Annotated in this window: 22 protein-coding genes; 9 read left to right on the top strand and 13 right to left on the bottom strand. The window is 71.5% G+C overall.

The window, feature by feature from the left end:
• Window positions 1-138: 138 nt before the first annotated feature.
• Window positions 139-654, bottom strand: a complete 516-nt coding sequence (locus HTZ82_RS22465; RefSeq protein WP_175411256.1) for a stress protein — start codon at window positions 652-654, stop codon at window positions 139-141.
• Window positions 655-698: 44 nt separating this feature from the next.
• Window positions 699-1,235, bottom strand: a complete 537-nt coding sequence (locus HTZ82_RS32790; protein ID WP_302852258.1) for a stress protein — start codon at window positions 1,233-1,235, stop codon at window positions 699-701.
• Window positions 1,236-2,638: 1,403 nt separating this feature from the next.
• Between HTZ82_RS32790 and gabT the strand changes: the two genes are divergently transcribed.
• Together gabT and HTZ82_RS22450 are read left to right on the top strand one after the other, a co-directional pair.
• The gene (gabT, locus tag HTZ82_RS22455) at window positions 2,639-3,973 is read left to right on the top strand and encodes a 4-aminobutyrate--2-oxoglutarate transaminase (protein ID WP_175411259.1); all 1,335 of its coding nucleotides are present in this window, start codon (window positions 2,639-2,641) and stop codon (window positions 3,971-3,973) included.
• Between the two features lie 361 nt (window positions 3,974-4,334).
• Entirely contained in the window at window positions 4,335-4,856 is a 522-nt protein-coding gene (locus tag HTZ82_RS22450; protein ID WP_309235629.1) for a phosphatase PAP2 family protein, read from the top strand.
• A 69-nt stretch (window positions 4,857-4,925) separates the two neighbouring features.
• Here HTZ82_RS22450 and HTZ82_RS22445 read toward each other — a convergent pair whose 3' ends face one another.
• The 7 genes from HTZ82_RS22445 to HTZ82_RS22415 all read right to left on the bottom strand — a co-directional run bounded on the left by HTZ82_RS22445 (window position 4,926) and on the right by HTZ82_RS22415 (window position 12,931).
• A complete protein-coding gene (locus HTZ82_RS22445) occupies window positions 4,926-5,435 on the bottom strand; it encodes a hypothetical protein (RefSeq protein ID WP_175411254.1) in 510 nt (169 codons plus the stop codon).
• A 159-nt stretch (window positions 5,436-5,594) separates the two neighbouring features.
• Window positions 5,595-7,013: an FAD-binding oxidoreductase gene (locus HTZ82_RS22440; RefSeq protein ID WP_175411253.1), complete on the bottom strand. Its 1,419-nt coding sequence runs from the start codon at window positions 7,011-7,013 to the stop codon at window positions 5,595-5,597.
• Between the two features lie 31 nt (window positions 7,014-7,044).
• A complete protein-coding gene (locus tag HTZ82_RS22435) occupies window positions 7,045-7,848 on the bottom strand; it encodes an ABC transporter permease (RefSeq protein ID WP_375540847.1) in 804 nt (267 codons plus the stop codon).
• Window positions 7,848-8,783 (bottom strand): ABC transporter permease, encoded by a 936-nt coding sequence (locus HTZ82_RS22430; RefSeq protein WP_175411252.1) that lies wholly within the window; start codon window positions 8,781-8,783, stop codon window positions 7,848-7,850. Before HTZ82_RS22430 ends, HTZ82_RS22435 begins: the two co-directional genes overlap by 1 nt.
• Window positions 8,780-9,931, bottom strand: coding sequence for an ABC transporter ATP-binding protein (locus tag HTZ82_RS22425; RefSeq protein ID WP_175411251.1), 1,152 nt, complete (start codon window positions 9,929-9,931; stop codon window positions 8,780-8,782). Before HTZ82_RS22425 ends, HTZ82_RS22430 begins: the two co-directional genes overlap by 4 nt.
• Window positions 9,932-10,084: 153 nt before the next feature.
• Complete coding sequence (locus tag HTZ82_RS22420) at window positions 10,085-11,332, bottom strand: spermidine/putrescine ABC transporter substrate-binding protein (protein ID WP_175411250.1); 1,248 nt, start codon at window positions 11,330-11,332, stop codon at window positions 10,085-10,087.
• A gap of 66 nt (window positions 11,333-11,398) precedes the next feature.
• Window positions 11,399-12,931, bottom strand: coding sequence for a gamma-aminobutyraldehyde dehydrogenase (locus tag HTZ82_RS22415; protein WP_175411249.1), 1,533 nt, complete (start codon window positions 12,929-12,931; stop codon window positions 11,399-11,401).
• 175 nt (window positions 12,932-13,106) lie between these two features.
• Here HTZ82_RS22415 and HTZ82_RS22410 point away from each other — a divergent pair, with 175 nt between their 5' ends.
• Entirely contained in the window at window positions 13,107-13,718 is a 612-nt protein-coding gene (locus HTZ82_RS22410; protein WP_175411248.1) for an NADAR family protein, read from the top strand.
• A 40-nt stretch (window positions 13,719-13,758) separates the two neighbouring features.
• On the opposite strand, the gene HTZ82_RS22405 is transcribed toward HTZ82_RS22410, so the two are convergent.
• Both HTZ82_RS22405 and HTZ82_RS22400 read right to left on the bottom strand, forming a co-directional pair.
• On the bottom strand, window positions 13,759-14,193 hold the full coding sequence (locus HTZ82_RS22405; protein ID WP_175411247.1) for a DUF4190 domain-containing protein: 435 nt from the start codon (window positions 14,191-14,193) through the stop codon (window positions 13,759-13,761).
• Window positions 14,194-14,283: 90 nt separating this feature from the next.
• Window positions 14,284-15,009: a DUF4190 domain-containing protein gene (locus HTZ82_RS22400; RefSeq protein ID WP_175411246.1), complete on the bottom strand. Its 726-nt coding sequence runs from the start codon at window positions 15,007-15,009 to the stop codon at window positions 14,284-14,286.
• 86 nt (window positions 15,010-15,095) lie between these two features.
• On the opposite strand from HTZ82_RS22400, the gene HTZ82_RS22395 reads away from it, so the two are divergent.
• The 3 genes from HTZ82_RS22395 (at window position 15,096) to HTZ82_RS22385 (ending at window position 17,798) form a co-directional block, all read left to right on the top strand.
• Entirely contained in the window at window positions 15,096-16,121 is a 1,026-nt protein-coding gene (locus HTZ82_RS22395) for an adenosine deaminase (protein WP_175411245.1), read from the top strand.
• 178 nt (window positions 16,122-16,299) lie between these two features.
• Window positions 16,300-17,007 carry a glycerophosphodiester phosphodiesterase gene (locus HTZ82_RS22390; RefSeq protein ID WP_175411244.1) on the top strand — a complete coding sequence of 236 codons (708 nt, stop codon included), beginning with the start codon at window positions 16,300-16,302 and terminating at the stop codon, window positions 17,005-17,007.
• Window positions 17,004-17,798, top strand: coding sequence for an SAM-dependent methyltransferase (locus HTZ82_RS22385; RefSeq protein ID WP_175411243.1), 795 nt, complete (start codon window positions 17,004-17,006; stop codon window positions 17,796-17,798). Before HTZ82_RS22390 ends, HTZ82_RS22385 begins: the two co-directional genes overlap by 4 nt.
• A gap of 7 nt (window positions 17,799-17,805) precedes the next feature.
• On the opposite strand, the gene HTZ82_RS22380 is transcribed toward HTZ82_RS22385, so the two are convergent.
• Window positions 17,806-18,339 (bottom strand): hypothetical protein, encoded by a 534-nt coding sequence (locus HTZ82_RS22380; RefSeq protein WP_175411242.1) that lies wholly within the window; start codon window positions 18,337-18,339, stop codon window positions 17,806-17,808.
• 501 nt (window positions 18,340-18,840) lie between these two features.
• On the opposite strand from HTZ82_RS22380, the gene HTZ82_RS22375 reads away from it, so the two are divergent.
• Complete coding sequence (locus HTZ82_RS22375) at window positions 18,841-19,968, top strand: beta-ketoacyl synthase N-terminal-like domain-containing protein (RefSeq protein ID WP_309235627.1); 1,128 nt, start codon at window positions 18,841-18,843, stop codon at window positions 19,966-19,968.
• A gap of 85 nt (window positions 19,969-20,053) precedes the next feature.
• Here HTZ82_RS22375 and HTZ82_RS22370 read toward each other — a convergent pair whose 3' ends face one another.
• A complete protein-coding gene (locus HTZ82_RS22370) occupies window positions 20,054-21,490 on the bottom strand; it encodes a gamma-aminobutyraldehyde dehydrogenase (RefSeq protein ID WP_175411241.1) in 1,437 nt (478 codons plus the stop codon).
• 201 nt (window positions 21,491-21,691) lie between these two features.
• On the opposite strand from HTZ82_RS22370, the gene HTZ82_RS22365 reads away from it, so the two are divergent.
• Entirely contained in the window at window positions 21,692-22,198 is a 507-nt protein-coding gene (locus HTZ82_RS22365; protein WP_175411240.1) for an Lrp/AsnC family transcriptional regulator, read from the top strand.
• The gene (locus HTZ82_RS22360; RefSeq protein WP_175411239.1) at window positions 22,183-23,571 is read left to right on the top strand and encodes an aspartate aminotransferase family protein; all 1,389 of its coding nucleotides are present in this window, start codon (window positions 22,183-22,185) and stop codon (window positions 23,569-23,571) included. Before HTZ82_RS22365 ends, HTZ82_RS22360 begins: the two co-directional genes overlap by 16 nt.
• Window positions 23,572-23,639: the final 68 nt, after the last annotated feature.

Below are 23,639 nucleotides of genomic sequence, written 5' to 3'. Positions count from 1 at the left end.
CTGCCGCCCTGTGTGCCACGCCCCTCGTACGACGTACCGTCCCTGTCCATGCCCCTGCCCCCTGACCACCGCCTGACCGCCGTCCGTGCATCCGTCAATTTACTGGTACGGCCCGGGATCGGTGCGGCTGACGCGGCGTCACCAGGAGCGGTGGAACCTCACGTGGCCGCCGTCGCGGTCGAACCAGCCCTTGAAGCCCCAGTTGATCCAGCCGCCGTCGCCCTGGTTGGTGAACGCGCCGGACTCCGCGATCCACAGTCCGTAGTAGATGTTGCCCCACTGGACGTTGGCGTAGAGGCGCTTGCCCTGGAGGCGTTCCTGGTAGTTCTGGCTGAGGTTCATCAGCATCACGTTGTGCCGGCCGCCGGCCGCGTCGAAGGCCTTGTTGACGGCCTCCTGCACGAACTTGCCGCGGTCGTCGGTCTTGATGCCGCGGAGCGCGTCGGCGATGCGGTTGCCCGCGCCGAGCTGGTCCATGGCCACCTTCACGGTCACGCTCTTGGCCTGGGCGGCGGGTAAGGCGGAGGCCGGGGCCGCGGGCGAGGCCGTGGCCGCACCGGTGGGGCGTTCGGCGGCCTGGGCGGGGAGGGCCGTGCCGCCGACGAGGGCGGCCGCGGTGAGGGCGAGGGTGGCGAGGGCGGTACTGCGTCGCATGGTGGGGCGGTTCCTTTCGGTACGGGACGGGTGCCGGGGCGGTGTCACCAGGAGCGGCGGAACTTCACGTGGCCGCCGTCGCGGTCGAACCAGCCGCGGAACGCCCAGTTGATCCAGCCGCCGTCGCCGTGGTTGGTGAACTCGCCGGATTCGAACACGAGGACGCGGTACTTTCCGTGGATTCCGCTGACCTTCGCGTCGTAGACGACGCCGTTGAGGCGCGCGGTGTGACGGTTGGCGTCATTGATGATCATGACGTTGTAACGCTGCCCGGCCTCGTAGAAAGCGCCTTCCATAAGGCTCTTCACATAGCCGCTGCGATTCTGCTTGCGCTCGATGGCGTCGTTGACGATCCGGATGATGCGCTGCGTGATGTCCAGGACGGCGGACGCCACGTCGACCTTGCCCGCCTGGGCGGACGCGGGCGCGGGCCGGGCGGCGGCGGGCGGCGGAGCGGTGGCCCCGGGGGCCGCGGCGAGCGCGGTGCCGGGCAGGAGGAGGCCGGTGAGGACGGCGGTGCTGACGGCCAGGGTGGTGACGCGCCGGCGGCGGAGCTGCATGGCGGTTCTCTCCGTTTCCATACGGTCTTCCGATGTCTCGTTCTTTTCCGTTACCGGCCGGAAAAAGGCACAGGTATTTCCGGCCAGGAATCGAGAGGGCGTTTTCCGTGGGAACCCTTGAGAGCGTTCTCAAGTCTCCAGGGGTGTCATTCGTCTTGCTGAAGTCCGGGGCGTTTTCCCGGTGCCTCAAGAATCCCGGGGTCATCACCCCCGGGTCCAGGGATCACCCCCTTCAGCAAGCTGCCTGACAGGAAGGGGAGGGGTACGAGATGGACAAAACGGTTGATTTCCGCAGCCTGTCGGAGCTCGGCGACACGGCCAGGCGGGCGTACGCGCACCTGCTGGAGGAGGGCTCCGCCACGCCCGACTCCGTACGGGCCGCGCTGGACGTGTCGCCGCGGCAGCTGGCGCAGGCCGTGGAGACGCTCGTCTGCCACCGGCTCGCGGTCCGCGAGCCCGCCGGGAGCGACGACGTACGGCTCCGGGCCGTCAGCCCGTACACGGCGGCCGCGGAGCTGATCGGCCCCGAGGAGAGCCGGCTGCGCCGCCGCCTGGACGCGCTGGAGCAGGCCAGGGCCCGGCTCGACGCGCTCGGCCCGCTGTACGAGCGGACGTCCCGCGGCCACCGGGCGTCCGGGGCCGTCGAGGCGGTCGGCGCGCGGGACCGGGTGGCGCGGCTCGTGTGCGACGCGGCCGGCCGCTGCACCGATGAGGCGCTGGCCGTCCTGCCGGGCGGCGGCCACCCGGCCTGGACGTCGGAGGCGGAACGCGACCTGGAGATGCTGGCCCGGGGGGTGCGGCTGCGGGCGCTCTGCCGCCACACGGCGCGCTACTCCCCGGCCGCCCAGGAGTACGTACGGCTGACCGGGGACGCGGGCGCGGAGGTGCGGACGCTCGGGGAGCTGTTCGGGGGGCTCCTGGTGTTCGACGGGTCGCTCGCCTTCCTGCCGGTCCAGGACGACACCGACGCGGCCCTCGTCGTACGGGAGCCGTCGGCCGTGGCGTTCCTCCGGGCGGTGTTCCTCCAGGCGTGGCACCTCGCCGAGCCGTTCGCCCCCGCGTACACGGAGGCGACGGAGCTGCATCTGAAGGACTCCATCGCGGGGCACCTCGCGTCGGGCGCGAAGGACGAGGTGATCGCGCGGAGGCTGGGGATGTCGCTGCGCACCCTGCGGCGGCGGGTGTCGGAGCTGATGGACGAGCTGGGCGCGAGCAGCCGCTTCCAGGCCGGGTACCTGCTGGCCCGCCGCGCCGCGACGCCCGGCCGGCCGGCGGTCACCGGGCCNGGCCGGGCGCCGCCGCTATGTCCGCGGCGGACAACGACACGTATCGCACCACTCCCGATCGGCGCATGCCCGCGCGCCTCCCCCGGACCTAGCCTGCGGGAGAAAGAGAAGTGCGTCCGTACACCCCAGGAGCCCCGCATGACCGAAATTCCGCAGGAGCGCCGCGTCGTCACCGCCATCCCCGGCCCGAAGTCGCAGGAGCTTCAGGCCCGCCGCGTCGCCGCGGTGGCCGGTGGCGTGGGCTCCGTACTGCCGGTGTTCACCGCCCGCGCGGGCGGCGGCATCATCGAGGACGTGGACGGCAACCGCCTGATCGACTTCGGCTCCGGCATCGCCGTGACCTCCGTCGGCGCGTCCGCCGAGGCCGTCGTGCGCCGTGCGTCCGCGCAGCTCGCCGACTTCACGCACACGTGCTTCATGGTCACCCCGTACGAGGGCTACGTGGAGGTCTGCGAGGCCCTCGCCGAGCTGACGCCGGGCGACCACGCCAAGAAGTCCGCGCTGTTCAACAGCGGCGCCGAGGCCGTCGAGAACGCGGTGAAGATCGCCCGCGCGTACACCAGGCGACAGGCCGTCGTCGTGTTCGACCACGGCTACCACGGCCGTACGAACCTCACGATGGCGCTGACCGCCAAGAACATGCCGTACAAGCACGGCTTCGGCCCGTTCGCGCCCGAGGTGTACCGCGTCCCGGTCGCGTACGGCTACCGCTGGCCGACCGGCCCGGAGAACTGCGGCCCCGAGGCCGCCGCGCAGGCCATCGACCAGATCACCAAGCAGGTCGGCGCCGAGAACGTGGCCGCCATCATCATCGAGCCGGTGCTCGGCGAGGGCGGCTTCATCGAGCCGGCGAAGGGCTTCCTGCCGGAGATCGTGAAGTTCGCCAACGAGAACGGCATCGTCTTCGTCGCGGACGAGATCCAGTCCGGTTTCTGCCGCACCGGCCAGTGGTTCGCGTGTGAGGACGAGGGTGTCGTCCCGGACCTGATCACCACCGCCAAGGGCATCGCGGGCGGTCTGCCGCTCGCCGCCGTCACCGGCCGCGCCGAGATCATGGACGCCGCGCACGCGGGCGGCCTGGGCGGCACGTACGGCGGCAACCCGGTGGCCTGCGCGGGTGCGCTCGGCTCCATCGAGACGATGAAGGAGCTCGACCTCAACGGCAAGGCGAAGCGCATCGAGGAGGTCATGAAGGGCCGTCTCGCCGCCATGCAGGAGAAGTTCGAGATCATCGGTGACATCCGCGGGCGTGGCGCGATGATCGCGATCGAGCTGGTGAAGGACCCGGCGACCAAGGAGCCGAACCCGGAGGCCGCCGGCGCGCTGGCGAAGGCCTGCCACGCCGAGGGCCTGCTGGTCCTGACCTGCGGCACGTACGGCAACGTGCTGCGCTTCCTGCCGCCGCTGGTCATCGGCGATGACCTGCTCAACGAGGGTCTCGACATCATCGAGGCCGCGTTCGTCCGCATCTGAGACGGCACCGCGTGAAGATGCTGTGGGGGGCCGATGGCGGGTTGGAGATCCGTCTGTCGGTCCCCCGGCGTCTGCCGTACGGTCGTTCCAGATGAGAGAAGAACCCCGCTCGCAGGGGACTGCGGGCGGTTCCAGGCCGGGGCCTCCCCAGTTCCGTCCTGGGCGTGCCTTCGGGCACACCGCCGACGCCTCCGGTGCCGGCACTCCTCACCGATCGGACCGTCGCCCACCCCACACCCCCCGGGGCGCGCGGCAGCACACCGGTCACGTCGGCCGCCCGGGAACACNNGGGCGGCCGACTGCCGTTTCCGGCCTCGTCGGCGTCCTTCTGCTGTGCGGGTTCCTGCTGGTCACCTGGCAGGTGGCGGTACGCGGCCCGCTGACCCGGCTGGACGAGAGCGCCGGGCGCGCCCTGATCGGCGTCGGCCCCGCGTGGCTCACCGAACTGGGCGCCGACCTGGGTCACGCGCACGTCGCCGTGCCCGTACTGCTGGTGGCGGCGGGGTACGCGGTGTGGCGCGGCCGCCGGGTGCGGGCGCTGTACGCGGGGCTCGCCATGGTGCTCGTACCGGCCCTGGTGGTGCCGCTGAAGCTGCTGCTCGACCGGCCGGGCCCGCTCACCGCGGCGACCGGGTACTACCCTTCGGGCCACACGGCGACGGCCCTGGTGGCGTACTGCGGGGCGGCCCTGCTGGTGCACCGGCGCGCGCTGCTGCCCGTCGCCGTGGTGCTCACGGCGGCGACGGGCGCCGGTCTCGTGCTGCGTGGCTACCACTGGCCGCTGGACGTGGCGGGCAGCGCGCTGCTGTTCACCGGGCTCGCGCTGCTGGCCGGCTCCGTCCGCAGGCGTCGACGTTCCGGGAGAGCCCCGGGATCCAGGTGATCCGGACCGGTCCCGTCGCCAAGGCCCCGGTCACGCCCCGGGTCACGTCCTCCGGTCGTCGCCGTCCGGTCACGTCCTCCGGTCGTCGCCGTCCCACGCGATGCGGCCCGCGGCCTCGTGCAGCGCCAGCTCCAGCAGCGCCGGGTCCGTGAGCGTCCCCGTGCCGTCCGGCAGGACCAGCCAGCGCACCCCTCCGGTGGTCCTGCCCGGGTAGGGGACGACGATCCAGGCGCCGCGCCCCGCGCTGCGCACCCCCGTACCGACCCAGCGCGCCGCGGTGCCCGCCGGGACGAAGAAGCCCATGCGCTCGTCTCCGAAGTCGGCCAGCACCGGGCCCGGCCGGCCGACGAGCCGCTGGAGCACGTCGAGGGTCGGGTATCCGAGCCGGCCCGGAATGATCAGCACGTCCCAGCGCCGGCCGGCGGGCAGCAGCGCGACACCCAGGGGGTTGCGCTCCCACTCCCACCGGCAGGCGTCGGGGTCGGGTGCCACCGACGCGAGCCACTCCACCGCCGCCTTGGCACGGGCGGTCCGCGCCCCGGATGAGCCGGACTTCCCCGAAGCGCCCGAACCAGTCATCGCCCACAGCCTCCATGTCCGTGTGTGACTGCCCCTCAGGGCAGTGCGTTCACACGGGAGAGCAGGGCTTACGTGGATCATTACGCGGGTTCCGCCACCACGAAGAGGTGAACGGCGCACAGGGGCGCACAGCGGGCGCGCTACGCCCCTGGACACGGCTCAGCTGTCGAAGCCGAGGCCCAGCCGGTCCATCGCCTTCAGCCACAGGTTGCGGCGTCCGCCGTTGGCGTCGGCGCGGGCCAGGGACCACTTGGTCATGCCGATGCCCGCCCACGCGAACGGCTCCGGCGGGAACGGCAGCGGCTTGCGGCGCACCATCTCCAGGTCCGTGCGCTCCGTACGCTCGCCCGACAGCAGGTCGAGCATCACGTCGGCGCCGAACCGCGACGCGCCCACGCCCAGGCCCGTGAACCCGGCCGCGTAGGCGACCCGGCCCCGGTGCGCCGTACCGAAGAAGGCGGAGAAGCGGGAGCAGGTGTCGATGGCGCCGCCCCAGGCGTGGCTGAAGCGGACCCCCTCAAGCTGCGGGAAGCAGCGGAAGAAGTGCTCGGCGAGCTTCAGATACGTCTCTGGGCGCTGGTCCAGCTCGGCGCGGACGCGCCCGCCGAACGGGTAGATCGCGTCGTAGCCGCCCCACAGGACGCGGTGGTCGGCGCTGAGCCGGAAGTAGTGGAACTGGTTGGCGCTGTCCCCGAGGCCCTGCCGGTTCTTCCAGCCGATGGAGGCGAGCTGGTCCGGTGTCAGCGGCTCGGTCATCAGGGCGTAGTCGTACACCGGGACCGTGTAGAGCCGGGCGCGCCGCACCAGGGACGGGAAGACGTTGGTGCCGAGGGCGACCTGGCGGGCGAGGACCCTGCCGTACGGGGTGCGTACGGCCATCGACGGGCCGGACGTCGTCAGGTCGATGCCGCGGGTGTTCTCGTAGACACGGACGCCCAGGCCGATGCAGGCCTGTTTGAGGCCCCAGGCGAGTTTGGCGGGGTGCAGGAGGGCGACGCCGCGCCGGTCCCACAGGCCGCCGAGGAAGGTCGGCGAGTGGACTTCGGCGCGTACGGCGTCGCGGTCGAGGAGTTCCAGGCCGTCGGCGAGACCGAGGCGTTCGGCCTCGCCGTACATCTCGCGCAGCTCCGTGAGCTGGTGCGGTTCGGTGGCGACGTCGATCTCGCCGGTCCGTTCGAAGTCGCAGTCGATGCCGTACGCGGCGATCGCCGCCTCGATGGCGTCGAGGTTGCGGGCGCCGAGCTCCGCGAGCTTCGGCAGTTCGTCCGGCCAGCGGGACAGGCCGTTGCCGAGGCCGTGGGTGAGGGACGCGGCGCAGAAGCCGCCGTTGCGCCCGGAGGCGGCCCAGCCCGCCTCCCGGCCCTCGATCAGTACGACGTCCCTGTGCGGGTCGCGCTCCTTGGCGAGGAGCGCGGTCCACAGTCCGCTGTAGCCGCCGCCGACCACGAGCAGGTCGCAGTGCTCGGTGGTGGTGAGGGCGGGCAGGGCGCCGGGCTTGCCGGGGTCTTCCAGCCAGAAGGGGACGGGCTGGGCGTCCGAGAGTGATCGTGCAGCGGTACGCATGGCGACTGGGGCCATGGCTTCCAACTCCCTCAGGGATCGTGCGTTGCTACTGGAGGTGTTCCGTGCGCTTGCGCCGCGCGGCCGTGAACTGGCCGGCGACGACCACCAGGACCGCGATGACGAACATCGCCGTGCCGATGACGTTGATCTGCACCGGCGTGCCGCGCTGTGCCGATCCCCACACGTACATGGGGAAGGTCACGGTGGAGCCGGAGTTGAAGTTGGTGATGATGAAGTCGTCGAACGACAGCGCGAAGGCGAGCAGCGCGCCGGCGGCGATGCCGGGCGCGGCGATCGGCAGGGTGACCCGCAGGAAGGTCTGCACGGGGCCCGCGTACAGGTCCCGGGCGGCCTCCTCCAGGCGCGGGTCCATGGACATGACCCGGGCCTTGACGGCGACGACGACGAAGCTGAGGCAGAACATGATGTGGGCGATCAGCACCGTCCAGAAGCCGAGCTCGGCGCCCATGTTGAGGAAGAGCGTGAGCAGCGAGGCGGCCATGACGACCTCGGGCATGGACATCGGCAGGAAGATCAGCGAGTTGATCGCGCCGCGCGCCCGGAAGCGGTAGCGGACCAGCGCGAAGGCGATCATCGTGCCCAGGGCCGTCGCGGCGAGCGTGGCCCACGCGGCGAGCTGGAGGGAAAGACCGAGCGCCGTGCAGAGGTCGGGGGCGCCACAGGGGTCCTTCCAGGCGTTCAGCGAGAACTCCTGCCAGGCGTAGTTGAAGCGTCCCTTGGGCGCGTTGAAGGAGAACACCATCACGACGATGTTCGGCAGGATCAGGTACGCGAGCGTGAGCAGGCCCGCGAGGACGACGAGGTTGCGTCGTATCCAGCGCAGCAGCATCAGACCAGGTCCTCCGTTCCGGCCCGGCGGATGTAGACCGTGACCATGATCAGCACGACGGCCATGAGGATGAACGACAGCGCGGCCGCTGTCGGGTAGTCGAGCACCCGGAGGAACTGCGTCTGGATGACGTTTCCGATCATCTTGGTGTCGGTCGATCCGAGCAGTTCGGCGTTGACGTAGTCGCCGCTCGCCGGGATGAAGGTGAGCAGCGTGCCGGAGACGACGCCCGGCATGGACAGCGGGAACGTGACCTTGCGGAAGGTGGTGGCCGGGGACGCGTACAGGTCCTTGGCGGCCTCGTGGAGCCGTCCGTCGATCCGCTCCAGCGAGGTGTAGAGCGGCAGGATCATGAACGGCAGGAAGTTGTACGTCAGACCGCACACGACGGCGAGCGGTGTCGCGAGGACCCGGTCGCCTTCGGTCCAGCCGAGCCAGCTCGTGACGTCCAGGACGTGCAGCGCGTCGAGGGCGCCGACGACCACGCCGCCGTCGGCGAGGATCGTCTTCCACGCCAGCGTGCGGATGAGGAAGCTGGTGAAGAACGGCGCGATGACGAGGACGAGCAGGACGTGCCGCCAGCGGCCGGCGCGGAACGCGATGAGGTAGGCGAGCGGGTAGCCGAGCAGCAGGCACAGGAGCGTCGCGGTCCCGGCGTACAGCAGGGACTTCACGAACTGCGGGTAGTAGTCGCGCAGGGCCTCCCAGTACGTCTGGAAGTGCCAGGTGACCCGGTAGCCCTCCTCCAGGGAGCCGGTCTGCACGGAGGTGGACGCCTGGTAGACGAGCGGCAGCGCGAAGAACACCAGCAGCCACAGGATGCCGGGCAGGAGCAGCCAGTACGGGACGAGCCGCCGGCGCGTGGAGCGCCTGCGCACCGCGGGGGCGGGTGCGGGCGGCTCCGCCACGGGTGGGGTCTCGGTGAGGGTCGTCATGCGGCGTCCTCCACCGTCTCCACGCCGGCCGCCCGGTCCTGGGCGGCGTCGAGGCCGAAGGTGTGCTCCACGTTCCAGTGCAGGACGACCGGGGCGCCGGGGACGAGCCGGGTGTCGCGCTCGATGTTCTGCTCGTACACCTGGAGGCCGGTGCCGGCGGGGCCGTCGACGACGTACTGGGTGGAGACGCCGATGAAGGAGGCGTCGGAGATGCGTCCGGTGACCTTGTTGCGTCCGGCGGGGATCGCGTCCGCGTCGTCGGCGTGCGCGAGCGTGATCTTCTCCGGGCGGATCCCGACGAGGAGCCGGCCGCCTGTGGCCGTGGCCGCGGCGCAGCGGTCGGCGGGCATCCGGAGCTTGCCGCCGCCGGCGGCCACGGTCACCTCGCCGGCGGCTTCGACGACCTCGCCCTCGATGAGGTTGGAGGTGCCGAGGAAGTTCGCGACGAAGGTGCTGCGCGGGTTGTCGTAGAGGTCGGCGGGCGCGCCGAGCTGCTCGACCCGTCCGGCGTTCATCACCGCGACGGTGTCGGCCATGGTCATGGCCTCCTCCTGGTCGTGGGTGACGTGGACGAAGGTGATGCCGACCTCGGTCTGGATGCGCTTGAGCTCAAGCTGCATCTGGCGGCGCAGCTTGAGGTCGAGGGCGCCGAGCGGCTCGTCGAGGAGGAGGACCTGCGGGTGGTTGATGAGGGCGCGGGCGACGGCGACGCGCTGCTGCTGGCCGCCGGAGAGCTGGTGCGGCCTGTGCCGGGCCTTGTCGCCGAGCTGGACCAGCTCCAGCATCTCGTCGACCTGCCGCTTCACGGACTTGACGCCGCGCCGGCGCAGGCCGAAGGCGATGTTCTCGGCGATGTCGAGGTGCGGGAAGAGCGCGTACGACTGGAAGACGGTGTTGACCGGCCGCTTGTGCGGGGGCAGGTCGGTGACGTCGCGGTCGCCGAGGTGGATGGTGCCGGTGGTGGGGTCCTCCAGGCCGGCGATCATGCGGAGGGTGGTGGTCTTGCCGCAGCCGGAGGCGCCGAGCAGGGCGAAGAAGGAGCCCTGCGGGACGGTGAGGTCGAGGGGGTGGACGGCCGTGAAGGAGCCGTAGGTCTTGCTGATCCCGGTGAGGCGGACGTCGCCGCCGGTGTGCGTGTCAGTCGTCATGGATCGTGGGTCCCGGGTGGGTGAGGGACGGAAATCTAGCCCGTCCGGCGTTTGAGGACGAGCGCCGTCAGGCGCGAAAGGGGGGTCTGGGCGGAGCCCCCAGTGTCGGGGCCCCCGTGTCAAGGGGGCCGGTCTGCGCGGCCGTCAGGCCGCCTACGCGCCGATGAGTTTGGCGAACTTCTCCTCGTACGCCGTCTCTTCCTCGGCGGTGAGGGAGCGGAAGGCGTGCGACTTCGCGGCCATGGCCTGGTCCGGGAGGATCAGCGTGTTGGACGCCAGCTCGGGATCGATCTTGGCGAGTTCCGGGCGTACGCCGTCGACGGGGCAGACGTAGTTGATGTACGCGGCGAGCTGGGCGGCGACCGGGGGCTCGTAGTAGTAGTCGATGAGCTTCTCGGCGTTGGTCTTGTGCCGGGCGTTCGCGGGGACCAGCAGGTTGTCCGTGGACGTCATGTAGCCGGCGGCGGGGATGGCGAAGCGGATGTCGGGGTTGTCGACCTGGAGCTGGATGAGGTCGCCGGCCCAGGCGAGGCAGGCGGCGATGTCGCCCTTGCTGAGGTCGGCGGTGTAGTCGTTGCCGGTGAAGCGGCGGATCTGCTTGGTGTCGACGCCCTTCTGGAGGCGGCCGAGGGCGAGGTCGAAGTCCGCGGTGGTGACCTTGCCGGGGTCCTTGCCCATGTCGAGGAGGGTCATTCCGATGGAGTCGCGCATCTCGGAGAGGAACGCGACCCGGCCCTTGAGCTTGGGGTCGTCGAGGAGCTGCGTGACGGAGTCGATCTTGCGGCCGCCGGTCGCCTTCACGTTGTAGGCGATGACGGTGGAGATGCCGGTCCAGGGGTACGAGTAGGCGCGGCCCGGGTCCCAGTCGGGGCGGCGGAACTGCGGGGCCAGGTTGGTGTACGCGGTGGGCAGGTTGGCGGGGTCGAGCTTCTGGGCCCAGCCGAGGCGGATGATGCGGGCGGCGAGCCAGTCGGTGACGCAGATCAGGTCGCGGCCGGTGTCCTGGCCGGCGGCGAGCTGCGGCTTGATCTTGCCGAAGAACTCGACGTTGTCGTTGATGTCCTCGGTGTACTTGACCTTGATGCCGGTCCGTTTGGTGAACGCCTCCAGCGTGGGGCGGTGCTTCTCGTCCTCGCTGATGTCGATGTACTGCGTCCAGTTGGAGAAGTTGAGCTGCTTCTCCTTGTCGGAGAAGTCGGTGGACGCGGGACCCTGGCCCTCCCGCTTGGCGGGCGGGATGCCGCAGGCGCTCAGCCCGGCGAGACCGCCGAGGGTGAGCGCGCCGACACCCGAGGCGCGCAGCAGGGAGCGGCGGGTGAGTGCTCCCCTGCCGTTCGTGAGGCTGCGCCGCATCGCGGCGAGCTGTGCCGCGGAGAGGCTGTCGGGCTCGTACTGCTCCATGCGCTGTGCTGCCTTTCGGGAGGGTCGGGCCGCCGACGGTGCGGGTGGCGGGCCGGACGGAACGGGCTATCGGTCCCCGAAGATCGTGCGGTGCCAGTCCTTCCTGGCGACCGCGGTGTTGTCGAGCATCACGTGCTTGACCTGCGTGTACTCCTCGAAGGAGTAGGTTGACATGTCCTTTCCGAAGCCGGACGCGCGGTAGCCGCCGTGCGGCATCTCGCTGATGATCGGGATGTGGTCGTTGACCCAGACGCAGCCCGCCTGGATCTCGCGGGTCGCGCGGCCCGCGCGGTAGACGTCGCGGGTCCAGGCGGAGGCGGCGAGACCGTACGGGGTGTCGTTGGCGAGGGCGAGCCCCTCGTCGTCGCCGTCGAAGGGCAGGACGACGAGGACGGGCCCGAAGATCTCGGACTGGACGATCTCGCTGTCCTGGGCGGCGCCGGTGATGAGCGTGGGCGGGTAGTAGGCGCCGTCGGCCAGGTCGCCCTTGGGGAGTTCGCCCCCGGTGACGACGGTGGCGTAGCCGCGGGCCCGGTCGACGAAGGCGGCGACGCGGTCGCGTTGGGCGTGGCTGATGAGCGGCCCCAGGTCGGTGCCGTCGTGGAACGGGTGGCCGAGCCGCACGGTCTCCATCAGGGCGGCCACCCGCTCCACGAACGCGTCGTACAGCGGGCGCTGGACGTACACGCGCGTGGCGGCGGTGCAGTCCTGGCCGGTGTTGATGAGCGCGCCGGCGACGGCTCCGTGGACGGCGGCTTCGAGGTCGGCGTCGTCGAAGACGACGAAGGGTGCCTTGCCGCCGAGTTCCAGGTGGAGGCGCTTGACGGTGGCGGTGGCGAGTTCCGCGACGCGCCTGCCGACGGCGGTGGAGCCGGTGAACGACGTCATGGCGACGTGCGGGTGGCCGACGAGGTGCTCGCCCGCGTCCTTGCCGGCCCCGGTGACGATGTTGACGACACCGTCCGGGATGCCAGCGTCGGTGGCGGCCCGCGCGAACATCAGCGAGGTGAGCGGGGTGAGTTCGGCGGGCTTGAGGACGATGGTGTTGCCTGCGGCGATCGCCGGGAGGATCTTCCAGGCGGCCATCTGGAGCGGATAGTTCCAGGGCGCGATGGAGCCGACGACACCGATGGGTTCACGGCGTACGTACGAGGTGTGGTCGCCGCTGTACTCGCCGGCCGACTGGCCCTGGAGGTGGCGGGCGGCTCCGGCGAAGAAGGCCGTGTTGTCGACGGTGCCGGGTACGTCGAACTCGCGGGTGAGCTTGAGGGGCTTGCCGCACTGGAGCGACTCGGCACGGGCGAACTCCTCGGCGCGCTCGGCCAGGACGGCGGCGAACCGGTGCAGCGCGTCGGAGCGCTCGCCGGGCGTCGCCCCCGCCCAGACGGGGAACGCGGCGCGTGCGGCGGCGACGGCCGCGTCCACGTCGTCGGTGCCGGCGAGCTCGTACGTGAGGACGCCGTCGCCCGTCGCGGGGTCGACCACGGTGTGGGTACGGCCCGATGTGCCCGGCCGGAGCCGTCCGCCGATGTACTGGGCGCCGTCCGCGAAGGACTCGCCCGCTGCGGGCGCCGCTGCCGCCTGAAAGCCGTTCCCCATGACGCTCTCCGTTGTCCCAGCCCGATTTGAGTGCCGATCCTGACAGAGGCTTCCCCACCCAACAAGGGATTCCGTTGTTGCCTTTTGGTTACGCGACGGAATCGGTCGACCAGGTGTCGCGCCCGCCGGTATATCCCCGTACGAAGTGTCGGTGGCGGGTGCGATGCTGGCGTGCATGGAGCAGCTGGACACGCTGATCGGGCAGGTCAGCAGGGGTGAGAAGGTCAAGTATCTGCATTTCTGGGGGCACCGCCCACGGCCCGACGGGGCGATCGGCGCGAGCTGCCTCAGCCAGTGGTGGCCGTCGCCGTTCACGGTCGACGGCGTGCGGTACGCGACGGCGGAGCACTGGATGATGGCCGCCAAGGCGCGCCTGTTCGGGGACGCGGAGGCCGAGCGGAAGGCCGTCGAGGCGTCGAACCCGGCGCTCGCGAAGAAGGCCGGGCGGCTGGTGCGCGGCTTCGACGAGGCGGTGTGGGAGCGCGAGCGGTTCGGGATCGTCGTGGCCGGCAGCGTCCACAAGTTCGGGCAGGACGCGCGGCTGCGCGACTATCTGCTGGGCACGGGCGAGCGAAGCGAGATGGGGGTCCCCCCTGCTCGAAGAGCTTGGGGGAGGGTGCTGGTCGAGGCGAGCCCGGTGGACCGGATCTGGGGCATAGGCCTCGCCACGGACGACGAGCGCGCCTGGAACCCGAGGCGCTGGCGGGGGCTCAACCTGCTGGGGTTCGCCCTGATGGAGGCGCGGGAGCAGCTCGGCGGACGTGAACGGGCGCTGCCCGGCACATGAGCGTGCCGGGCGCGCCCGCGCGAAGGTGACAGCGACGGCCTCAGAGACCGCTGCTGGCCCCGAAGACGCTGATCGCGAACAGCAGGATGAGCGAGGGCAGCAGCACGGTGGCGATGATGCCCATGACCAGGCCCGCGTTGGCCGCGCCCTTGTTGGTGGCCTCGCCCCGCTTGACCTTGCCCTTGCCCACGGCGCCGAAGATGATCGCGAGGATGCCCAGGATGAGGCCGACGAACCAGAAGGCGATCGTCACGTTGAGGACGATGCCGATGATCCCGCACACCAGACCGGCGGTCCCCATGCCGTTCGCCGGCTGCGCACCGTACGGCGACGGCTGCGGCGGGACCGCCGGGTAGCCGACGGGCGGCGGGGGCGGCGTGGCGGCGTTCGGGTAGCCGTAACCGGGCTGCGGCGGCTGCCCCGAGCTGTACGGACTTGGCCCGAAACCACCTGGCTGCTGGTTCGGATCGGACATGGGAGTCTCCCCTCCGGTGTGCGTGTCGGCTCATCGTATGGCCCGGCGATCACACCGGGAGGCGGGTTGCCCGGGCGGGGGCCCGATGGATCAGCGGATCGTTTCGGTGACGACCAGGGAGGTGGTGTACGGGTCGTCGTATTCCTTGAAGTCGTCCTCGAGTTCGCCGGCCTTGACGAACGCCCAGATCAGGCCGGCCACGACCAGGACGCCGAGGACGATGCCGACGATGCCCGTGACGATGCCCGCGGTCGCGACGCCGCCGTTGTCGGCCTCGCCCCGCTGGACGCGCTTGCGGCCGAGGATGCCGAGGATCAGGGCGATCACGCCCGTGATGATGCTGACGACCCCGTACAGGCAGAACCCGACCACCGAGACGATGCCGAGCACCATCGCGGCGATGCCCAGCCCGTTCGCCGGCGCGGGACCCCAGGGCCCGGCGCCGTACGGCCCGGCGCCGCCCGGGTAACCGGCGCCGCCCGGGTAGCCGGAGCCGCCCGGGTAGCCGGGGTAGCCGTACGCGCCTTGCTGGGCGGCCGCCGGGGGCGGGTAGCCGTAGCCGTACGGGCCGTTCGGGGGCTGCTGCCCGGGGCCGCCGGGCGCGACCGGGGGCGGCGGCACGTCGCCCGGGACGGTGCCCGCCGGGTCACCGCCCGCCGGTGCGGCGAACCCCCCGGCCGGCAGCGACGTGACCGTCGGGTGCTCGTGCGGCGACGCGGGGGGCTGTGCCTGCGGCTTGCCCAGGTTCACCCCGTCCTGTGGCGCCCGCTGCTCCGGCGGCGCCCAGGGGTCGTTCCGCTCGCTGTTGTCTGCCATGGCCTCCCCCATCGTGTCGGGCCATGCTAACGACCCGCCTACGATGATCCGTGACCAGGGACGGCTCACCCACTCGGAGGACCTCGATGACCGATCTGAACCCCTTCATCGCGGGGCTGCCCAAGGCTGAGCTGCACGTCCACCACATCGGCTCCGCCTCGCCGCGCATCGTGTCCGAACTCGCCGCGCGCCACCCGGACTCGAAGGTGCCCACGGACCCCGAGGCGCTCGTGGACTACTTCACGTTCACCGACTTCGCGCACTTCATCGAGGTCTACCTGTCGGTCGTCGACCTGGTCCGCACCCCGGAGGACGTCCGCCTCCTCACGTACGAGGTCGCCCGTGACATGGCGCGGCAGAACATTCGCTACGCCGAGCTGACCGTCACGCCGTACAGCTCGACGCGGCGCGGTATCGACGAGAAGGCGTTCATGGAGGCCATCGAGGACGCCAGGACGGCCGCCGAGACCGAGCTCGGCGTCGTGCTGCGCTGGTGCTTCGACATCCCGGGCGAGGCCGGGCTGGCCGCCGCCGAGGAGACCGCGCGGCTCGCCGTGGACCTGCGGCCCGACGGCCTGGTGTCGTTCGGGCTCGGCGGCCCGGAGATCGGGGTGCCGCGCCCGCAGTTCAAGCCGTACTTCGACCGGGCCCGCGCGGCCGGCCTGCGCTCCGTGCCGCACGCGGGCGAGACGACCGGCCCGCAGACGGTCTGGGACGCCCTGAACGAGCTGGGCGCCGAGCGCATCGGCCACGGCACCAGCGCCGTCCAGGACCCGGCGCTGCTGGCCCACCTCGCCGAGCACCGCATCGCCCTGGAGGTGTGCCCCACCTCCAACCTCGCCACCCGCGCGGTCACGGACCTGGAGCAGCACCCGATCAAGGAGATGGTGGCCGCCGGGGTCCTCGTCACGGTCAACTCCGACGACCCGCCGATGTTCGGCACCGACCTCAACAACGAGTACGCGGTCGCCGCGCGCCTGCTCGGCCTGGACGAGCGGGGCGTCGCCGCGCTCGCCAAGAACGCCGTCGACGCGTCCTTCCTCGACCCGGCGGGCAAGGCGCGCATCACGCAGGAGATCGACGCGTACACGGAGCAGTGGCTCGCGCCCTGACCACGGAATCCCGGTCTCGCGCGCCCCGACCACGGATCCCGGTCTCGCGCGCCCGACCACGGATCCCCGGTCTCGCGCGCCCCGACCACGGATCCCCGGTCTCGCGCCCTGACCACGGATCCCCGGCGCGGGTCCCGCGGTCTCGCGGCCCGACCGGCCGGGCCCCGACAATGGGCCCATGCGCAGCACCACCCGCAGCACCGTCACCGTCGTGGGGCACCGGGGCGACCCGTACCGCGTCCGCGAGAACACGCTCGCGTCCATCCGCTCGGCGCTGGCGCGCGGCGCGCACGCGGTCGAGGTCGACGTACGGCTCACCCGCGACGGCGTCCCGGTGCTGCTGCACGACGACACGCTGCGGCGGCTGTGGCGGATCGACCGGCCGCTGGCCGCGCTGACGCTCGCCGACGTACGGGAGCTGACCGGCGCTGAGGGCGTACCCACCCTGCGCGAGGCCCTGGCGGCGGCCGACGGCCACCGCGTGATGGTCGACCTGCCGGGCGCCGACGCGGCGGCGGTCCGCACGATCGTCGGCACCGTCCGCGACTGCGGCGCCGCCGAGCGCGTGTACTACTGCTCCGGCGCGTCCGCGATGCTCCTCGTACGGGCGGCGGACGCCACCGCCGAACTGGCGCTGACGTGGACGACGCTCGCCCCGGCCCGCCCCGCCCTCGTCGCCGCGCTGGCCCCGCGCTGGCTCAACTTCCGCTTCGGCCTGGTCAGCGCGGCCCTCGCGGACCGGGTGCACCGGGACGGGCTCCTCGTCTCCGCGTGGACCGCCGACACCCGCAGGACCATGCGTAGGCTGGTCGCCCACGGCGCGGACTCGATCACCACGAACCGCGTGGACACGCTCACCTCCGTACTGACGGGAGCCCGTACGTGACGTCGTCGCACCACACCGGCCGGATCCGCACCGACATCGCGCACAACGCGCGCGTCTGGAACTACTGGCTCGGCGGCAAGGACAACTATCCCGTCGACCGCGCCGTCGGCGACCAGGTCACCTCCCTCTACCCGAGCATCGGCGAAGTCGCCCGCGCCGACCGGGCGTTCCTCGGCCGCGCCGTGACGTTCCTCGCGGGGGAGGCCGGTGTCCGCCAGTTCCTCGACATCGGCACGGGCCTGCCGACCGTCGACAACACCCACGAGGTCGCCCAGCGCGTCGCACCCGAGGCGCGCGTCGTGTACGTCGACAACGACCCGATCGTCCTCACGCACGCCCGCGCCCTGCTCACCAGCTCCCCCGAGGGCGTCACCGAGTACGTCGACGCGGACGCCCACGACCCGGAGCGGATCATCCGCGCCGTCACGCCGACCCTGGACCTGGGGCGACCGGTCGCCGTGATGATGCTCGGCATCCTCAACTTCGTCCTGGACACGGACGAGGCCCGCGGGATCGTACGGACCCTGATGGCGGCCGTCCCGTCCGGCAGCCACCTCGTGCTGACGCATCCGACGCTGGAGCCGGAGCTGGGCGGCGAGGGCAATGTGGAGGCCATGGCGTTCTGGAACGAGAACGCGACGCCGCCGATCACCGCCCGCAGCCGCGCCGAGTTCGCGTCCTTCCTCGACGGCCTGGACGTCCTGGAGCCGGGCATCGTGTCGTGCGCCCGCTGGCGCGGCGACGCCCAGCCGCAGGTGGCCCAGTTCGGCGCGGTCGCCCGCAAGCCCTGACGTACCGTCAGGCTGCGGCTCCGGCCCGTACGGCGACCGGCTCCGTCAGCGCCTCCAGGCGCTTGATGTGGCGGCGTACGACGAGCAGCGGGATCACACCGAAGACCCCGAACGACATGTCGATCACCGACCACCAGAAGGGGATGCCGCGCAGCGGCCCGCAGATCAGCGCGAGGGGGATGATCCCGGCGCAGGCGATCACGCCGAAGTCGATGACCCATATGTTGCGTACGGGGTCGCGGTACGGGCCGTAGAAGGCGACCGCGATGACCAGGTGCGCGAACGCCAGCCAGTCCGTCCCGTACAGCAGGAACGGGTACCGCGTGTCGGCGGTCTCCAGGCCCTCGCGGACCCGCTGGATCCACTCCACGAGGCCGGGGAACGCGTCGCCGACGGGCGAGGCCCATCCGGTCAGCGCCTCGTCCATCAGACGCAGCTCGGTGACGAGCGGGAACGCGGTCACGCCGCTCAGCACCAGGCACACGATGAAGAGAACCAACCACACACGGATCCGCCGCAGTAGGGCGCTTGCCTCGGTCATGTCCGCAGCGTACGCCCGGGTTTACCGGCCCTTTACGGGCCCCGGTGATCCCGCGGGCGACGCCGTGCGAGAGGATGGTGGCGCCGGCCGCCAGTGCCAGGCCAGTCACGGCGTCGCGCTTCAGCGTGGGCCGCAGCACCCCGGCGCGGCGCAGCCTCCCGCGCGCCCACAGCGCGACGTGAACTCCCACCGGGCCACGGACTTCACGGCCTTCCAGGCCCGCTCGGGCACGGACGGGAACCGCTCAGCGGCTCGGGGACGTGCCGGCGGAGCAAGCGAGGGCCGAGGGCCGGTTCCTCGCATCGTGCCGGTCACCCTGGCGGGTGCTTTTGCCCCTCGTACGCCGCCGATCGGCGCCGCGGCGTGCGGGCGCCGTGCCGGGACGCCCATAGGGTGGCGCCTCTTCCGAGACGGCGCCTCCCCGCCCCTCCCTGCCTGGAGCCGACCTTGCACGTCCGCGCACCCGCAGCACCCCCGCGTCCCACCGCGGCCACCGTCGCCGTGCCCACGGACGCACGGCGGCCGGCCGACATCGCGGTCACCGGCATCGGACTGGTGACCCCGGCGGGCCCGGACGCGGAGACCACCTGGGACGGGCTGCTGGACGGCCGCTCGGTGGCGGCCCGCGACGCGCTCCTGATCGGGCTGCCGGTCGACTTCTCCTGCCGGGTCGCGGGCTTCGGCGGGCAGGACGACGAGCGTGCGGTACGGCTGGGCCTGGCCGCCGCCCGTGAGGCCGTCGCCGACGCGGCCTGCCCCGGCGGGGCCGGGTGGCCGGGTGCGCGGGTCGCGGTCGTGCTCGGCCACAGCGGCGGTGGCGGCGCGGCCGCCGACGAGATCGCCACGGCGCTCGGCGCGACGGGCCCCGCCTTCGTCACGTCCGCGGGCTGGGCATCGGGGGCGACCGCCCTGGGGGTCGCGCGGGACCTGCTGCGCACGGGCGCGTGCGACGTCGCGGTGGCGGGCGGCGCCGAGAGCCTGCGCAGCCGCGCGGCGGCGGCCGGGTACGGCACGGCGGGCGTCCTGTCGTCCCGTACGCACGACCCGGCGGGCGCGTCCCGCCCGTTCGACGCGGACCGGGACGGCTTCGTGCTGGGCGAGGCCGCGGGCGTGCTGGTCCTGGAGCGCCGGGCCGACGCCCGCGCCAGACGGGCCCGGGTGCGGGCACTGCTCGCGGGCTACGCGGCCTCGGCGGAACCCCGCCGCAGCGGAGCGGCCACGGCGGGCCGGGCCGCGGAGCGCGCCGTCCGGGCGGCGCTGGCCGACGCGGGGCTCGGCCCGGAGGGCATCGACCAGGTGAGCGCCCACGGCAGCGGCGTACCGCTGGAGGACCTGGCCGAGGCGCGGATGCTGCGCCGTGTGTTCGGCGGCACGCCACCGCCGGTGACCGCGCTGAAGAGCGTCATCGGGCACGCGGCCGGCGGGTCCGGCGCGGTGGAGGCGGCGTGCACGGTGCTGTCGCTGGTGCACCAGGCGGTGCCGCCGACGGCGAACCTGGACCGGCTGGACCCGGAGATCGAGCTGGACGTGGTGACGAAGTCGCCCCGCCGCCGCCCGGTCCGCGCGGCGCTCTGCACGTCGCTCGGGCTGACGGGCCAGAACGTGGCGCTGGTGTTCCGTACACCGTGACGTACACCGTGACGTACACCGTGAGGTGTACGCCGATGGGCGGGCCCGGCAGGGGCCCGCCCATCGCGTTCTCACATCGGAATGGTCAGCCGAGCGACGTCATCACGTGCTTGATGCGCGTGTAGTCCTCGAAGCCGTACGCCGAGAGGTCCTTGCCGTAGCCGGACTTCTTGAAGCCGCCGTGCGGCATCTCCGCGACCAGCGGGATGTGCGTGTTGATCCACACGCAGCCGAAGTCGAGGGCCTTGGACATCCGCATCGCGCGGGCGTGGTCCTTGGTCCAGACGGACGACGCCAGCGCGTACTCGACGCCGTTGGCGTAGGTGACGGCCTGCTCCTCGTCGCGGAACGACTGGACGGTGATGACGGGGCCGAACACCTCGTTCTGGACGATCTCGTCGTCCTGCTTGAGGCCGGAGACGACGGTCGGGGCGTAGAAGTAGCCCTTGTCGCCGACGCGGTGGCCGCCCGCCTCGACCTTGGCGTGCGCGGGCAGCCGGTCGATGAAGCCGCTGACCTGCTTGAGCTGGTTGGCGTTGTTGAGCGGGCCGTACAGCACGTCCTCGTCGTCCGGCTGCCCGGTCTTCGTCTCCGCGGCGGCCTTGGCGAGGGCGGCGACGAACTCGTCGTGGATGGCCTCGTGGACCAGGACGCGGGTGGCGGCGGTGCAGTCCTGGCCGGCGTTGAAGAAGCCCGCGACGGAGATGTCCTCGACGGCCTTGGCGATGTCGGTGTCATCGAAGACCACGACGGGCGCCTTGCCGCCCAGCTCCAGGTGGACGCGCTTGACGTCCTTGGACGCGGACTCGGCGACCTGCATGCCGGCGCGTACGGAGCCGGTGATGGAGGCCATGGCGGGCGTCGGGTGCTCGACCATCATGCGGCCGGTGTCGCGGTCGCCGCAGATGACGTTGAAGACGCCCTTGGGGAGGATCGAGCCGATGATCTCGGCGAACAGGACCGTCGACGCGGGCGTCGTGTCGGACGGCTTCAGGACGACCGTGTTGCCCGCGGCGATGGCCGGCGCGAACTTCCACACGGCCATCATCATCGGGTAGTTCCACGGCGCGACCTGGGCGCAGACGCCCACCGGCTCACGCCGGATGATGGAGGTCATCCCCTCCATGTACTCGCCCGCGGAGCGGCCCTCCAGCAGCCGGGCGGCGCCCGCGAAGAAGCGGATCTGGTCCACCATCGGGGGGATCTCTTCGCTCCGGGTGAGGCCGATCGGCTTGCCGGTGTTCTCGCACTCGGCGGCGATCAGCTCCTCGGCGCGCTCCTCGAAAGCGTCGGCGATCTTGAGCAGGGCCTTCTGGCGCTCGGCCGGCGTGGTGTCGCGCCAGGCGGGGAACGCGGCGGCGGCGGCCTCCATCGCGGCGTCCACGTCGGCCTGTCCGGAGAGCGGAGAGGTGGCGTAGACATCGCCCGTGGCGGGGTTGACGACGTCGATGGTCCGTCCGTCGGCGGCATCCCGGAACTCGCCGTTGATGTAGTTGCGCAGACGACGCAGCTCGGTGGTCACGTGGCCACCCCTCCTATGTCGATCTCGGTGTCGTTGTCACCCGGGGTTCCGGTCGGTCTGTCCGGTGGGTGAGACACCCAGCCTAGTCGCTGCTTCCACGCTTTCGACAGCCCCGACGGCCTATAACTTCGGATTCGGTGAGATCACATCGCCGTAACAACGAATTTCATCAATCTGGGCTTGCCAGAACGACGAGACTCGGTGCACAGTGAAGTCGTGGCCAGTCGAAGCGCAGAGTCCAGGAACGGCAATGGATCGTCCCCCGCGGTCGATGCCGTGTCCCTGGCGATCATCGAACAGCTCCAGGAGGACGGACGCCGTCCCTACGCCGCCATCGGCAAGGCCGTCGGCCTCTCCGAAGCGGCCGTGCGGCAGCGCGTCCAGAAGCTCCTCGACCAAGGCGTGATGCAGATCGTCGCCGTCACGGACCCGCTCACCGTGGGCTTCCGCCGGCAGGCGATGGTCGGCATCAACGTCGAGGGCGACGTGGAGCAGGTGGCGGACGCCGTGACGGCCATGGCCGAATGCGAGTACGTGGTGATGACCGCGGGCTCCTTCGACCTGATGGTGGAGATCGTCTGCGAGGACGACGACCACCTGCTGGATGTCATCAACAGGCGCATCCGCACTCTCCCCGGCGTGCGCTCCACCGAGAGCTTCGTCTACCTCAAGCTCAAGAAGCAGACCTACATGTGGGGAACCCGATAGCCGTGAGCAACTCCCGCAGCGACCTCTCAAAGACCGCCTACGACCACCTGTGGATGCACTTCACCCGCATGTCGTCGTACGAGAACAACCCCGTCCCGACCATCGTCCGCGGTGAGGGCACCTACATCTACGACGACAAGGGCAAGCGCTACCTCGACGGCCTCGCCGGCCTGTTCGTGGTGCAGGCGGGCCACGGCCGCACCGAGCTGGCCGAGACCGCGTACAAGCAGGCGCAGGAGCTCGCTTTCTTCCCCGTGTGGTCGTACGCGCACCCGAAGGCCGTCGAGCTGGCCGAGCGGATCGCCCACCACGCCCCCGGCGACCTGAACAAGGTCTTCTTCACCACCGGCGGCGGCGAGGCGGTCGAGACCGCCTGGAAGCTGGCGAAGCAGTACTTCAAGCTCGTCGGCAAGCCGACCAAGCACAAGGTGATCTCGCGGGCCGTCGCCTACCACGGCACCCCGCAGGGCGCCCTGTCCATCACCGGCCTGCCGGGCCTGAAGGCGCCCTTCGAGCCGCTGGTGCCGGGCGCGCACAAGGTGCCGAACACCAACATCTACCGCGCCCCGATCTTCGGCGACGACCCGGAGGCCTTCGGCCGCTGGGCCGCCGACCAGATCGAGCAGCAGATCCTCTTCGAGGGCCCGGACACCGTCGCCGCGGTCTTCCTGGAGCCGGTGCAGAACGCCGGCGGCTGCTTCCCGCCGCCGCCCGGCTACTTCCAGCGGGTCCGCGAGATCTGCGACCAGTACGACGTGCTGCTCGTCTCCGACGAGGTCATCTGCGCCTTCGGCCGCCTCGGCACGATGTTCGCGTGCGACAAGTTCGGCTACGTACCGGACATGATCACCTGCGCGAAGGGCATGACGTCGGGCTACTCCCCGATCGGCGCGTGCATCGTCTCGGACCGCCTCGCGGAGCCGTTCTACAAGGGCGACAACACCTTCCTGCACGGCTACACCTTCGGCGGCCACCCGGTCTCCGCGGCCGTCGGCCTCGCCAACCTCGACATCTTCGAGCGCGAGAACCTCAACCAGCACGTCCTCGACAACGAGGGCGCGTTCCGCTCGACGCTGGAGAAGCTGCACGACCTGCCGATCGTCGGCGACGTCCGCGGCAACGGCTTCTTCTACGGGATCGAGCTGGTCAAGGACAAGGCGACCAAGGAGTCGTTCAACGACGAGGAGACCGAGCGCGTCCTGTACGGGTTCCTCTCCAAGGCGCTGTACGACAACGGCCTGTACTGCCGCGCCGACGACCGCGGCGACCCGGTCGTCCAGCTCGCCCCGCCGCTGGTCTCCGACCAGTCGACGTTCGACGAGATCGAGCAGATCCTCCGCGCCACCCTGACCGAGGCGTGGACCAAGCTCTGATCTGATCCCCACCGGGCCGGGCCCCTTCCCTCACCCTCGGCCCACCCGTCCGACCGTCGGCCGGCCGC

The organism is Streptomyces sp. TRM64462 (assembly GCF_013362995.1).
Classification (GTDB): domain Bacteria; phylum Actinomycetota; class Actinomycetes; order Streptomycetales; family Streptomycetaceae; genus Streptomyces.
The sequence above is the reverse complement of the archived record's forward strand: the minus strand, read 5'-3'. Positions and strand labels throughout refer to the sequence as shown.